Source organism: Leptospira sarikeiensis (assembly GCF_004769615.1).
Taxonomy (GTDB): domain Bacteria; phylum Spirochaetota; class Leptospiria; order Leptospirales; family Leptospiraceae; genus Leptospira_B; species Leptospira_B sarikeiensis.
Genome location: NZ_RQGF01000035.1, coordinates 218,978 through 231,775, shown reverse-complemented (window position 1 = coordinate 231,775; position 12,798 = coordinate 218,978). Strand labels below are relative to the sequence as shown.

Annotated in this window: 14 protein-coding genes; 7 read left to right on the top strand and 7 right to left on the bottom strand. The window is 40.6% G+C overall.

The window, feature by feature from the left end; genetic code table 11:
* Window positions 1-14 precede the first annotated feature (14 nt).
* Entirely contained in the window at window positions 15-980 is a 966-nt protein-coding gene (locus EHQ64_RS17865) for an LA_0442/LA_0875 N-terminal domain-containing protein (protein ID WP_135651242.1), read from the top strand.
* 81 nt (window positions 981-1,061) lie between these two features.
* Window positions 1,062-2,363, top strand: a complete 1,302-nt coding sequence (locus EHQ64_RS17860; RefSeq protein WP_135651154.1) for a protoporphyrinogen/coproporphyrinogen oxidase — start codon at window positions 1,062-1,064, stop codon at window positions 2,361-2,363.
* Here the strand turns inward: EHQ64_RS17860 and EHQ64_RS17855 are convergent.
* The 6 genes from EHQ64_RS17855 to EHQ64_RS17830 all read right to left on the bottom strand — a co-directional run bounded on the left by EHQ64_RS17855 (window position 2,360) and on the right by EHQ64_RS17830 (window position 7,683).
* On the bottom strand, window positions 2,360-2,764 hold the full coding sequence (locus tag EHQ64_RS17855) for an SRPBCC family protein (RefSeq protein WP_135651153.1): 405 nt from the start codon (window positions 2,762-2,764) through the stop codon (window positions 2,360-2,362). The two genes, EHQ64_RS17860 and EHQ64_RS17855, sit on opposite strands and share 4 nt — an antisense overlap.
* Window positions 2,745-3,662 (bottom strand): alpha/beta hydrolase, encoded by a 918-nt coding sequence (locus tag EHQ64_RS17850; protein ID WP_135651152.1) that lies wholly within the window; start codon window positions 3,660-3,662, stop codon window positions 2,745-2,747. Before EHQ64_RS17850 ends, EHQ64_RS17855 begins: the two co-directional genes overlap by 20 nt.
* An 18-nt stretch (window positions 3,663-3,680) precedes the next feature.
* Complete coding sequence (locus EHQ64_RS17845; protein WP_135651151.1) at window positions 3,681-4,904, bottom strand: RNA polymerase sigma factor; 1,224 nt, start codon at window positions 4,902-4,904, stop codon at window positions 3,681-3,683.
* Between the two features lie 31 nt (window positions 4,905-4,935).
* The gene (locus EHQ64_RS17840) at window positions 4,936-5,295 is read right to left on the bottom strand and encodes a YciI family protein (RefSeq protein ID WP_135651150.1); all 360 of its coding nucleotides are present in this window, start codon (window positions 5,293-5,295) and stop codon (window positions 4,936-4,938) included.
* A 91-nt stretch (window positions 5,296-5,386) separates the two neighbouring features.
* The gene (hemH, locus tag EHQ64_RS17835) at window positions 5,387-6,484 is read right to left on the bottom strand and encodes a ferrochelatase (RefSeq protein WP_135651149.1); all 1,098 of its coding nucleotides are present in this window, start codon (window positions 6,482-6,484) and stop codon (window positions 5,387-5,389) included.
* 104 nt (window positions 6,485-6,588) lie between these two features.
* Window positions 6,589-7,683 carry a putative porin gene (locus EHQ64_RS17830; protein WP_135651148.1) on the bottom strand — a complete coding sequence of 365 codons (1,095 nt, stop codon included), beginning with the start codon at window positions 7,681-7,683 and terminating at the stop codon, window positions 6,589-6,591.
* Between the two features lie 188 nt (window positions 7,684-7,871).
* Between EHQ64_RS17830 and EHQ64_RS17825 the strand changes: the two genes are divergently transcribed.
* From EHQ64_RS17825 to EHQ64_RS17810, 4 genes are all read left to right on the top strand, one after another.
* Window positions 7,872-8,798, top strand: a complete 927-nt coding sequence (locus tag EHQ64_RS17825) for a ParA family protein (protein ID WP_135651241.1) — start codon at window positions 7,872-7,874, stop codon at window positions 8,796-8,798.
* Complete coding sequence (locus tag EHQ64_RS17820) at window positions 8,782-9,483, top strand: ParB/RepB/Spo0J family partition protein (protein WP_135651147.1); 702 nt, start codon at window positions 8,782-8,784, stop codon at window positions 9,481-9,483. Before EHQ64_RS17825 ends, EHQ64_RS17820 begins: the two co-directional genes overlap by 17 nt.
* A 98-nt stretch (window positions 9,484-9,581) precedes the next feature.
* Window positions 9,582-10,187 carry an NADPH-dependent FMN reductase gene (locus EHQ64_RS17815; RefSeq protein ID WP_135651146.1) on the top strand — a complete coding sequence of 202 codons (606 nt, stop codon included), beginning with the start codon at window positions 9,582-9,584 and terminating at the stop codon, window positions 10,185-10,187.
* 286 nt (window positions 10,188-10,473) lie between these two features.
* Complete coding sequence (locus tag EHQ64_RS17810; protein WP_135651145.1) at window positions 10,474-10,872, top strand: Crp/Fnr family transcriptional regulator; 399 nt, start codon at window positions 10,474-10,476, stop codon at window positions 10,870-10,872.
* Here EHQ64_RS17810 and EHQ64_RS17805 read toward each other — a convergent pair whose 3' ends face one another.
* Window positions 10,873-11,886 carry a GGDEF domain-containing protein gene (locus EHQ64_RS17805; protein ID WP_135651144.1) on the bottom strand — a complete coding sequence of 338 codons (1,014 nt, stop codon included), beginning with the start codon at window positions 11,884-11,886 and terminating at the stop codon, window positions 10,873-10,875. It abuts the gene before it with no gap.
* A 137-nt stretch (window positions 11,887-12,023) separates the two neighbouring features.
* On the opposite strand from EHQ64_RS17805, the gene EHQ64_RS17800 reads away from it, so the two are divergent.
* The gene (locus tag EHQ64_RS17800) at window positions 12,024-12,788 is read left to right on the top strand and encodes an SDR family NAD(P)-dependent oxidoreductase (protein ID WP_167882428.1); all 765 of its coding nucleotides are present in this window, start codon (window positions 12,024-12,026) and stop codon (window positions 12,786-12,788) included.
* The last annotated feature ends 10 nt before the right edge of the window (window positions 12,789-12,798 follow it).

The following is a 12,798-nucleotide window of genomic DNA, read 5'->3' as shown; positions in this document are numbered from 1 at the left end:
TTCGTCATTCTGGAATGTTGTCATTGAATATCAGGAAAATCATCCCTATCTTATTACTAGTATTTGCGCCTATGGGAATTTTTCCCGTAACTGTCCTATTGAGGGAGGGCGGAAAAGTAAAAGGTGATATTATCACCCAAAACCAACATTCTATCTTGATCCAAACCGAATCCGGGAAACGTAAGATAGATAAGGATCTTGTATTGAAGGTCCTGTTCAATGATATAGATGATGACGAAGAGGAAAGGATCCGCAAGGAAGAAGAAGCGAAACTTGCGGATGATAAAAAAGAGCAGGAAGATAAAGACGCTGCTCAAAGACAATTAGAGGAACAAAAACAAAAAGAAGAAGATCTGAAAAAACAAGCTGAAGCCGAAGAAGAGGCTCGCCGTTTGGAAGAACTTCGAAAACAACAAGCAAGACGTCCTCTAAACGCACTCATGAGATCCGCTGCTATTCCAGGTTGGGGACAGTTTTATACAGAGAGGAAGTTTCAAGGAATTCTGTATCCTACACTCATGGCTGCAGCCGCATTTATAGCATACGATAAGTTCAGAGTTTATAGAAATTCAGTAAGAGATTATGGAAATATCGACAATCCTTACACTAAGGATAGTTTGTTTTTAGCTGCGACAGGGCAAGGCACTTCTTCTACTCCCCCTCCCCTCTCTCCTCTGAATGCCTACTTAACCGATCAAATGAGCTTGGTCCGCGAGAAAAGAGACGAAGCGGACAAGAATTTTAAAGAATACCAAGGCGCCTTATATGTGTTAGGCGGTATTTATCTTTTGAATTTGATCGACTCTTATCTTTTTGCAAATTCGGTGAAGTCTGTAGTCCAAATTTCCGACGGTCAAAACCGCGGGATGATCTTGTCCGCACTTCCTGCGAATGTAGGAACTTCGGGAGGATATTCCGGAAGCGGATCCTTTGCCGGAATGGAAACCAAATATACAGTCGGTTATAGATTCGATTTCTAAAGTTTCTAAAAACTTTTCCTTCTTTTAAAATAAAAATCGGGATTTTATTGCCAATAGTTTCCTTCGGATTACTTTGTATCCGTGGCGAAATGGAATCCGGATCATATCGTAATCGGAGCCGGCTTTACGGGCTTAACTCATGCTTTTCTGTCCTTAGAAAAGGGAGAGTCCGTTCTGGTCTTAGAAAAAAAAGAAAGTCCTGGTGGTTTGATCCGATCGGTTCGAACTGAATACGGTATTGTAGAAACTGCGGCCAATGGGATCTTGAATTGTTGGGAATTGGAAAACTTATCGGCCAGATTAGGACTGGACTTACTCTTTCCAAATCCTTCCGCTAAAAAACGTTATATTTTTTCGGATGGAAAGATGAGGAGAAACCCTCTTTCCGTTTTTGATATTCTTTACTTACTCTTTTCCTCATTGACCGTTCCATCCCAACCGATCCCGGGAGAATCAATCTATCAATGGGGCAAACGAGTATTAGGCGAAAGAACCATGGCGAAGGTGTTAGAGCCTGCCCTCGGAGGAATTTATGCAGGAGATCTGGATTCTATGTCTGCTGAATTCGTTCTCGGAAAATTCCTACCGGAACAAGGACCACTTTGGAAAAATATTCTTCATCTTCGAAATTCCAGAAAAACAAAGCCTAAACTTCAACCTGGAAGAAATGGTACAGTAAGTTTTAGAGGAGGCCTTGGTTCCCTGCTTGGAGCTTTGGAAGCGAGAGTTTCTTCCCAAGGAAAGATCAAATTGGGCCAGGATATTTCCAGCTTAAAAGAACTTAGGGCAACATATCCGAATTCAAAAATTACGATCGCTACGAATTTAGGAACTGCATTAAAATTTCTTAAATCCGAATTTAAGGAATTTAGATCTTATCAGGGAATGTTGGAATCTTTACCGATCGTAACCGTTACTCGATTCGGAAAAGATTCTATCTTGGATGGAAAGAAAGGATTCGGAGTATTATTTCCAAAAGATCATAAAAGTTTTTCTTCCGAGTTAGGGATCCGATCTAGGGGGATCCTATTTAATGATTTTATTTTCTCCGGTAGGACGTCCGACGGAGTTCATTCTGAAACATTTATATTGGGTGGCGCGGGAGATAGAGAGATCTCTTCTAAAACTGAAGAAGAAGTAATCACAGTCGTAGAAGAAGATAGAAAAAAACTTTTTCCGGGCAGCGGAGTCCCGCTAAATCATTATGTAACCGTATGGAAAGACGCTCTGCCGGTATACGGCCCTCAACTCCATGCGTTCAATCGAGATTTGGATCGTGTACTTCCTCCTGAAATACGAGTAGAAGGGAATTTCAGGAATGGGATCGGTTTAAAATCCATTTTAGAAAGAGCTTACGCGGCTTACTCTAAGGCTGAATCTTAGGTCTTAAACTTTTCTATTAGAATATTCTTGAGCTCCAATAAGTCTTTTCGGACCCATTTCGCGTCCTCTTCGAATTTTTCGGCACTCATATCTTCCGTTTGAAATAAGGTGAAGATCAATTCGCTTCCTTCTCCATTATCAATAATTCTAAGAGGGTTATAGGAGATTTTATCAGGATTAAATATTACATAATGATCCAAGATCCCGAATGGATTTGTCTCCGTAAATTTGGCTGTCAGTTGCCCCATCGGTGAATCAATGGACCATTCTCCATTTTCTAAAGCAGTAATGGATTTGCATAATCCGGAAGCCCATTCCGGAAAATTTTCAGGATTCGAAAGGTATTGATAAACTTTCTCCTTGGGAAGCGGGATTGTTATGCTAATATGTCTTGTATTCATTATCTTTTATCCCGGGACGTATTTTTTGAATATATATATTAATAAAATTTAATATATTGTTTTCGTATTCTTTTTTGGAATATGAATAAAGATCCACATGCCCTACCCCTTTTACGAGCCATAATTTTTTGGGATTAGGAGAGATTTCATACATTTCGTTCGTTTCCGTCGTGAATGTGTAAGGATCTTCTTCTCCTGAAATGATAAATACGGGACATTTCAAATTTTGCAAATGATCGATTGGCCTAAGTCCTGTTTTCGAGAGATCAAGTTCGAATTGAAGCCATACTAATACAATCGGAGTAAATAGCCCAAGTGGTTTGAAAAGTCGATTATTTAATCGGTTTCGGATCGCATCTTCGATCCTGGAATACACCGCTTCTAAGATCAGAAAATCTAAATTTTCAGAAATATCTGCAAGTAGAGCGGAAGCTCCCCCTAAAGAAGTTCCTAGGATCCCGATGGGTTTATTCGGATAATTCTTCTTTATAAACCTGATTGTATCTCTAACATTTTCACTTTCTTTAATGCCGAGCGTAATCAGATCTCCTTCACTTTCTCCATGAGCTTGAAAATCTAAAAGTATAGAAGAATATCCTGCATTTGCTAAAAATTCCGCCCTTGGGAGCATGCTGGATTTGTTTGCTCGGATCCCATGTAGCAAGAGTATAATCCCTTTTTCGGATCTCGAAACTAAACGCCAGGCTTTTAGTTTAATTCCATTCGAATCAATTTCGATAGGCTCCAATCTGTTGGAAGTTTGTATTTCTGATAGATCCGCTCGAACGGGAGCAAGAACGATTCGAGTTAGAATATGAAGAATAATTGGAGATAGGATTATTGCGGTTAAGATCGTATAGAAGAAAAGATTTCTTTTGTTGGAAAAACGAAATAACATTATATATATTAAAAAAGATTAGATAAGAGTTTCCAATCTTTTTTGGATGCTGGATCTATCGAATTGGGTCTTTGCAAGTGTGAAAGCTTTTTGGAAATTTTCCTTCGCTTGGACAGGATCGATATCTATATAAAGTTCACCGAGTAATGCGAAGTAAAAATGATTTTCTTGAACGTTCAACTTCTCCGCTTCGTAGATCGCCAGTCTTTTATCTTTAACTTTTGCTAATGCGTAGGTTCGATTTAAAGCGGCTATAGGAGAATATTGGATCTGCAACAGCTGATCGTATAATTGTAGGATATTCTCCCATTTTTCCTTTGTTTCTTCCTTTTGTGTATGCCAATATGCGATCCCGGCTTCCAAATGATATTTAGTAAGTTTCGTGCCGTTCGCAGAGAGTCCTAAGAAGACCTGTCCTTTTTGTATTAGATCCCGGTTCCATAGATTTGCGTTTTGGTCTTGGTATAAGATCAGTTCTCCGCTTTCTTCCTGGCGTGCTTCTAATCTTGAAGAGTGAAAACACATTAAGGCTAATAATGCGTTCACTTGAGGTGAATTTGTTTCTTTAGATTCCGCTAACATAGTGCAGAGCCGGATCGCTTCAAAGCAAAGATCCTTTCTGATCGTTCTATTTTGGCTGATAGAATAATATCCTTCATTAAAAAGTAAATAGATCGTAGAAAGTACAGTTTCTAATCTAGTTTCAAGTTCTTCCGCTGGGGGCATGCCAATCCGGATCTTTTCTTCTCTTAATTTTTCTTTTGCCCGGAATAATCTTTTATTAACTGTTTCTTTATTTGTGAGAAATGCATCTGCGATCTCTTCTATCCCGAAACCGCATAATATCCTAAGAGCTAGTCCGATCTGTGATTCGGAAGGAATAGAAGGATGGCAAACCGCGAATATCATCTGCAATTGACTGTCGAAGATATTTGTTTCCGAAAGATTTAATTCTAAAGATTCCGATACTGGTTTTTTTAATTCAGGAAGGATCTTATTTTCAAAAATAGAATTCCTTTGTAGATGGTTCTTCGTTTTATTTTTTGCGACACTATAAAGCCAAGCAGTGGGATTTTCTGGATTTCCCTTAATCCCCCAGACTTCCATCGCAGTCAGAAAAGTCTCGCTTGCGATCTCCTCCGCTATCTCTAAATTCTCGAATCCGATCAATTTGCAAAGAACGGATACGATTTTAGAATATTCCATTCGGAAAAGATGAGGAAGTAGATCTTCTGTATTCATGGATCCAAGCGTGACTTCTGTTTTATACACTTTAAGAGTGAGAGTTATCTACTCCTGAGATCTTTCTCACTTCGACACTATTCCCCTCTCCTTGTAAGATAGGGCAATTTTTTGCGATAGAAACCGCGTCCTCGAAACTTTCAGCTCTGATAGTAATGAATCCTGCGATCGATTCTTTGGTTTCTGCATAAGGACCGTCCGTGACCGGTTGACCTGATTTGATCACTTTACCTTCGGTAGAAAGGCCGGTGCCACCTACGAATTTATTCTGTGCTATAATTTTCCCCACCCAATCCTGATACATCTTCATATAGACCTGCAATTGTTCCGGAGAAGGTTGCGCCTCCTTTGTGATCAGATCCAGCCTCATTAATATCAAATATTCTTCCATATTCTCCTCCTCGAAATATCCGTTTTCATACTTATATCAATTGAGTTTTAGGGAATTGGACAGGTTCTAAGAAAAAATGTGGAGAGAATATCTAACCGCATTTACAAACGGACTTTTCCTTTTTAGGGTCCCATCCGCCGGAAGTTTTGCAGATACAAGACATTCTATCTTGAGAGTTTGACTTGGTTTCGAGAACGAATTTCGCAAGAGCCTTCAGGAAAGCGGGATAAGATCCGGGTGCAGGGATCCTATAATATTCTTTGATCCCATTTTGAAATGCATGATCGCGGATTTGAACTCCGATCTCCTCCAAGGTTTCAAGGTGGTCGCTGATAAAGCTGATGGGATAAACTGCGATCCGTTCCTTTCCTTTTTGTCCCAATTCTTGGATCTTATCCAAAGTATTCGGAGTGGTCCATCTGCTCGGCCCTACCCTACTCTGATAGGATAAGTGGACTTCTCCCTTATATCCTTTTGTTTTTAATAGAGAATGTATATTTTGTACGTTCTTCTGTATTTCTTCCGTGTATTTGTCGCCCTTGTTTATTAAGCGAAGTGGAATTCCGTGAGCACTGAATACTATATCTAAATTTTGCCAGTCATGGACGGATTTAGTTTCTATATGTAGGAATTCCTTCTCGGATAGTTTTCCTTGGAAAAAGTCCAAGATCAGATCTGAAATCGACTCCAGATATTCTTTTCTTTCCGAAAATGGTCTGACCCAATTCGGATGAGAGGCAGGGCAGTATCCGATCTGTTTTTCTAAAAGTTTTGCGGTCGATAAAACTGTGGATCTAGAGAATTGAGGAAATAAAGGAAGAAGCACTGCCCCTGCCTGAGGGTTTGTCCATTCGGAAGGAAGTTCTCTTATATCAGGATAGCCGCAAACCATTGTGGCTTTCACTTCCCATTCTTCTCCAGAACCTTCTAAAATTTTTTTTAAACCTTCCGCTTGTTTTTCTGTTTCGGAAACGAGAGGGGAGCCTCCTCCAAAACCCATAGAAGCGTATGTCTCTTCTACTTTTTTTGCCCTAGAGGATGCAATCTTCCTTGCGAGCCTGATTCTAAGGAACTCAGGAATAGGAAGATCGAATACTAATGGATCTTCGAATAAGTCTTTTAGGAATTTTGGGATTTCCCCGGCGTTTCTTGGCCCGCCTAAATTGATAAGAAGAAGTCTGTTTTTCAAAAAATTCTCTTTTAGTAGATGGTTATTATTTCGGATCTTTTTGTCCGGCTATTTCAAAGTTTGACTGTTCTGCGCTTCCACACAAGTCAAAAGAAATTCTATTTTTATAGAAAATGGCTCACTTGAAATTCAAGAGAGAATTGTTTTGTGCTTAGATAATTCCTATACATTCCGGAGTAATTAGATATGATATCATCTCTGTTGATCCCGCCTTGTGTTTTAAAACTACCTTCTCCATACAATCTGTGCTCGGTTAATTTTACATAAAATAGCCAAGAGGGGAGTGCGTACCCCGCTCCTAAATTTGCTTCTATTCCGTATCCGGAAGAATCCCCTATAAAATTCAAATTTCTTTGGTAATGATAATCCCTGAAATGAGAATACCAAACATTTCCTGCAAGTCCAGCTTCGAATATCCAGGTCCCATCCGAGTATCTATATCCGATGCCTACAGGTAATTCCCATGTTGAATTGGAATAACTTAGGCCGATGCCGATCGGACCATAGGTGACAGGAGCGGTTGCTATCCACTGGGTCACATCGTATAGGTAGTATTTAAAAAAAGTATAATGAGCACCCGCGCTAATGTATACACCGGAACCCGGCTTCCTTGGATCCGGATTTGCAGTGCCGAAATATTTTCTGGCTTGGAGGCTGATCCGATCGTCTTTCATTTTCAGTTTTCCCCTACCGTCCGCAAAATTCTGGGTTCCGGTAAAGGTATAAGGAGTATCATTGAAACTTAAATTCGGAAAATCGATCTTTGTTCCTCTTTCTCTACTGACACTTCCTAAAAAGAAGTCCTCGTCTCTCCCCTCCCCTGCTCGTTGGTTCTTAAAAGTTGTCCTATATTCCAGTCCGAACTCCCAGCCTTCCCACCAGTGTTTGATCCCTATTCCTCCATATTGGAATTCACGATTATAGGTGATCCTGGAGCCTGCCTTGATCCCGGATAAATTCGGGTATTTTGTGCCCGATTCGAATATATGTTGGCCCCCATTCTCCCCGAATAGTCCTGTGATCGATGTCCTTGTCATCATTTCGGATAAGAATTTTTGAATAGTTGTTTGATCGGGGGATTTTGTCTGTGCTTGGATCTCCGGTTCAGGTTGTTTTTCGGGCTCTGATCCTTGGGGATATAAATTTGAGAATGAAATTAGGAGAACAAGAAGGCTTATGAAGTAGGTTTTAATTTTCATTTCATCCTGAGGTCTGGGGGTGAAATGATTTCATCCCTAGTGAATTCCTTTTCAGTTGAGAGACCTTAGCATTCCCCCCTCCCCTATCGTTTCAATTCGGTTTTTTTGCTTCCAGGCCCATATGAGACATAGGTTTTCTTGACAAATTCAGTCTTAGGGTGGATCAAGAATTAGGGTTAAGTTCTGCAGTGAAGGCTAAGGTTTTAAGCGTGGAAGAGGTTCTTTCCGAATACGTTTTGAGTTCGGAAGACGAGTTCCGTGAGAAGGCGGAAAAATGGTCCCTGCCAAAGGACAGCAAAGGTAAATACAAGACTGAAGTTTTGGATAAGTATTTTTCTAAGAAGGTTAAAAACTCATTCGAATCTGTGATTATCGCCGTCTCCAATCAAAAAGGCGGAGAAGGAAAAACGACAGTATCCATCTGTCTTGCGGAAGCACTCGCCAAGTCGGGCAAAAAAGTACTTCTCCTGGATTGGGATGCTCAGGCGAATATCACTCAATTATATGTAGGCCAGGCAGATAAATCAGTATTCCACTCTTTAGGATATAAGGGAGAAGATAAGGTAGAAGTTGCCGAGATCATAGTCAATCTTGCTCCCGGTTTGGATCTTGTTCCTTCTTCCATTCATCTTGCGAATTTTACGACTCCGTATGAAAGAGATGATTTTGATCTTCTGAAAGAAGCTCTATTACCTGTACGTTCTTCTTACGAATATATTATTATAGATTGTCCTCCTTCTCTTGGTTTAATTTTAGAGAATGCATTGATCGCCGCGGATCTAGTTTTAGTTCCGATACAAACCAGAGCATTTAGCGTTCAGGGTTTGAAAGATTTGCACGGAACGATCGAGAAGATTCGGAAAAAAGCAAATCCTAGCTTGGGTCTTCTTGGAGCAGTGTTAAATCAGTATGAGGACTCTAGGGCTCTTTCAGGCCTTGCGGATACTGTTAGGAAATATTTCCCGGTATTCGACTCTGTAGTATATAGAAGAGAGGCTATCCCTCAGTCTCAGGCGAAACGTAAACTTTTATCCGAATATGATCCGAAGGCTATGCAGATGTTTTCAACCTTAGCGGAAGAAGTAATAAGGAGAGCAGATGGCAAAAAGGTCTGATTTTGCGGGATTGGATTTATTGACTGCGTTTGGCGGTGATGAATCCATCAAAAAAGAAATTTTACTTTCGGATATAATTACGAATCCGGATCAGCCTAGAGTTTTCGGAAAAGAAGACGTAAGCGATCTAGTAGAGTCCATGAGAAGACTCGGCCTGATAGAGCCGATTGTTGTCAGAAAACAGGGAAAAAAATTCCAGATCGTCGCGGGGGAAAGAAGATTTCAAGCGGCAAAGGTGATAGGATGGAAATCCATTCCGGTAGTCGAGACCGAAGCCTCCGAAGACAGATGTTATGAGATCGCCTTGGCTGAGAACGAAAAACGCAAAAGCCTGAATCCTTGGGAAGTAGGAAGAGCGATCCAGTTTCTTAGAAAGGAAAGGAAAAAAACCGCAGAGGAAGTTGGTAAAATTTTAGGTTATACCGAAAGATATGTAAAACAGCTCAGCTCGATCGCAAGATTGGATCAAAGATCGGTTTCCGAACTTCTAAAAAGTGGAAGCGAACTTTCAGTTAAAAATTTAGAAAATTTATTAAAAAAGAAAGAAGGACGGGGGGGTGAAACGATTTCACCCCGCAAGCCGGCCGAGAGGGTCGTTTTGGATCTGAAATCTCTGACCTCTAAAAACAGGGATTCTTTCTTAAAAGAACTTGGGAGCCTGAAGAAAAAATACGGAATAAGTTAAGTTGGAATTTTTCTCGTTGGAGAAAACTCCCGTTTTTTCATCCTGTATCCGGAGACCATTAATATATTCCAAATAGGTCTTCACTACAAAGGGATAGAATGAAAATCGGAATCATAGTAGGGTCTCAACAAAAAGAATCTCAATCCGCCAAAGTCGGAGAATTTTTAAATTCTAAATTGAAAGAAATGTCCGTAGAAACATGGACATTGGACCTAGGAAAAACTCCTCTTCCTATTTGGGACTCGAATCAGACGAACGAAAATCAAACATGGTCCGAATTTTGGGGACCTATAGATTCCAATCTAAAAAGTTCGGAGGGATTTGTTGTTATCACTCCGGAATATGGTGGCATGGCGAGTCCTGCTATTAAGAATTTTTTCCTTCACGCAGGTCTTCCTCAGTTAGGTCATAAGCCCGGGTTGCTGGTTTCTGTTTCTTCCGGGAGAGGTGGTGCATTTCCGATCCATGAGATGAGAGCTAGCAGTTATAAAAACACTAAGATCTGTTATATTCCGGAACAACTTATCTTTAGGGATGTGGAACATTTGATCAATGGTGGAGAGCCGGTTTCTGCAGAGGATAGTTTCATCCGAGAAAGAAGTGTGTTCGCACTTAGAATACTTATCGCTTATTCGAATTCCCTTTCAGAGATCAGAGAATCTGGTGTAGTCTACGACCCTAGATTTAAAAACGGAATGTCCTAAGTGGCAGTAACTCCTACATGGTCGGGAGTTTTCCTTTTTCAATATGTGACATAATTCCTATGGTACCATGGTCCATCTATTCCTGAAATCCGAGACAGGGGAGGGGAGTTCCTTCCACTGTAATTGGCTCAAAGATTGGCATTTTCCACCCGATGATATAGATAGAAGGGCTTTGTTTTAGGACTTGGGCCTGATTCGAGTTAGGAAAAGAACAGATTCGAAGTCAGATAACGATATGGGAACCGATGATCGGATCACCCGATCTAAATCGAAAAGTTAGGAATTCATGAATAAAATTAATGTCCAGGCAGGCCAGATTATTTTCAGAGAAGGCGAGTTGAATAACTCAATGTATATTATCACTTCTGGCACGGTCGAGATCTTCTTCACACATAAAAATGCTGCAACTCGTTTGGCCTTAATGAAAAAAGGGGACTTCTTTGGAGAGATGGCTCTTTTCCGATCTAAACCTAGAACTGCAACTGCAAGAGCGGTCTTAGATACTGAGATGGTCGCGGTAGAATCCAAACAACAATTGGAAAGATATCTGATCTCTAATCCTGAGTTTGCGGCAAAGATGGTAAGGATCCTTGCAGACAGACTTGCAAATACGAACGAACTTTTGATCTCTAAACTGAACGAAATTACTACGAAAGAAATCGAATATCAGATAGAGGAAAAATGATCATCCGTAAGTGATCCTGTCTTTTCCGGATAATTTCGCTTCGTATAGTTTTGCATCCGAAAGGGAGTATAATTTAGAACTTTCGTCCGCGTCCGACGGGTATTCTGCGACTCCGCCCGATACTGTGACTTCTATCCCGAAATCGTTCTTGGATGAGTTTCTTAAATAAGTCCTGAATCTTTCGATAGCGACTTTTGCATTGTCCTTCGTGGTTTCCGGAAGAATAACCGCAAATTCTTCTCCTCCGACCCTACAACTGATATCTTCGGTCCTGAATGCGTACATCAGAGTTCCCGCCACAAGTTTTAGAATATCGTCCCCAAAAGCGTGACCCTTGGAGTCGTTGATCTTCTTGAAGTTATCCAAATCTAATATGAATAAACAGAAATTCCTTCTATATCTTTTACTTCTAGTGATCTCTTTGTTTAGGACTAGGTTGAAGTATCTTCTGTTATAAATTCCAGTTCCTTCATCAATGACTGCGTTTAGGATGATCTCCTCGAAAGAATAAATATCCACTATCTTAGGGTTTTCAATTAGCCTATTCTTTAGATAAATATAATCCAAGAGAGCAACGACGAAGTTCATACTTCTGCCGAGTTGTTTACTTAAACCTTCTGCGTGATTGTATATTTCCTTCCATAAGGATTTGGCTTCCGATTCGGGTAGGTCTAGGTTCGCGATCATTCTGAAAAAATCGGAATAGAAATAATCGTCCTTTTTGCCCATCTCTTCGAATTTATTCGCAAGGCTTGGAAGAGGGACTTCTCTATCGTTTACGATCTCTAAAATGGCGGTCTTTCTTTCGGAGCCGATCCCTTTGAACCGGTCCCTCATTTCTATAAGTTCGTTTCGAGCAAGGTTTGCAGTGGTTTCCTGAGCGTTAAGGGTCTGTTCTGCGGCGAGTAATTCTTCTTCTCCAAGCTTTGAAACTCTTTCGTAAAGTTCCAATAACTCTTTGAGTTTTTTGATTTCCTCTTCTTTATCTTGTAATTCTTCCGATGGATTCCGCATTTTGTTTTCGAACGTAAAGAGAGGAGTCTTTTGGTAGGAACTCCTATCTTTTAAGGTTTGTTATACAATACTGGTAAAATAATTCTTTTCCCGCCTCGGGGTAAACTAATTTAATGAATTACTCGGCGGTTTCACCTATGTCAAAAGGTTTTGATAAGAAAAAAGTTATTATTACAGGAGCGAGTTCCGGGATCGGGAGGGAATTGGCCTTAATATACGGTAAAGCAGGTCATGACTTAGCGATTACCTCCAGACGAAAAAAAGTCTTGGAAGAACTCTCAAAAGAGATCCGATCCTTCGGTGCAGGCGGAAAGGTGATCATCGCTTCCTTAGATGTGTCCGAGTCGGAAGATAATTTTAAGGTTCTCCCTAAGTTAGCCAAAGATTTGGGAGGAGTGGATCTATTCATCGCAAACGCAGGAATTTCCACAAATTCGTCTTTCGGAGTTAAAAGTTTCGAAGCGGATAAGAAGGTGATCGATACCAATTTGATCGGCCTTATGGCAGGGATCTCTTCTTTACAGTCCGTGTTTCGTGCTCAGAAAAAAGGGCAGATCGTGGGAATTTCTTCCGTTGCTTCCTTTAGAGGACTTCCCGGATCCGCGAGTTATTCCACATCTAAGGCGGCTGTTTCCACTTATTTAGAAGCGTTAAGAGGAGAAGTTAGAAAGTTCGGAGTGAAGGTTACTGTAATTCATCCGGGATTTATCGATACTCCGATCAATCAAAAGTTAAAAACCCGTCCTTTTCTTGTTTCCGCAGAGAAGGGAGCCAAAAAAATTTACGATAGAATTGAATCCGGCGTTAGATCCGCTACTGTGCCGTGGTTTCCTTGGGCACTCATCGGAGTTCTGATGCGTTCGGTTCCCGAATTTTTATGGGAGAAGATCGAACCTAGATAAGGTCTTTCGC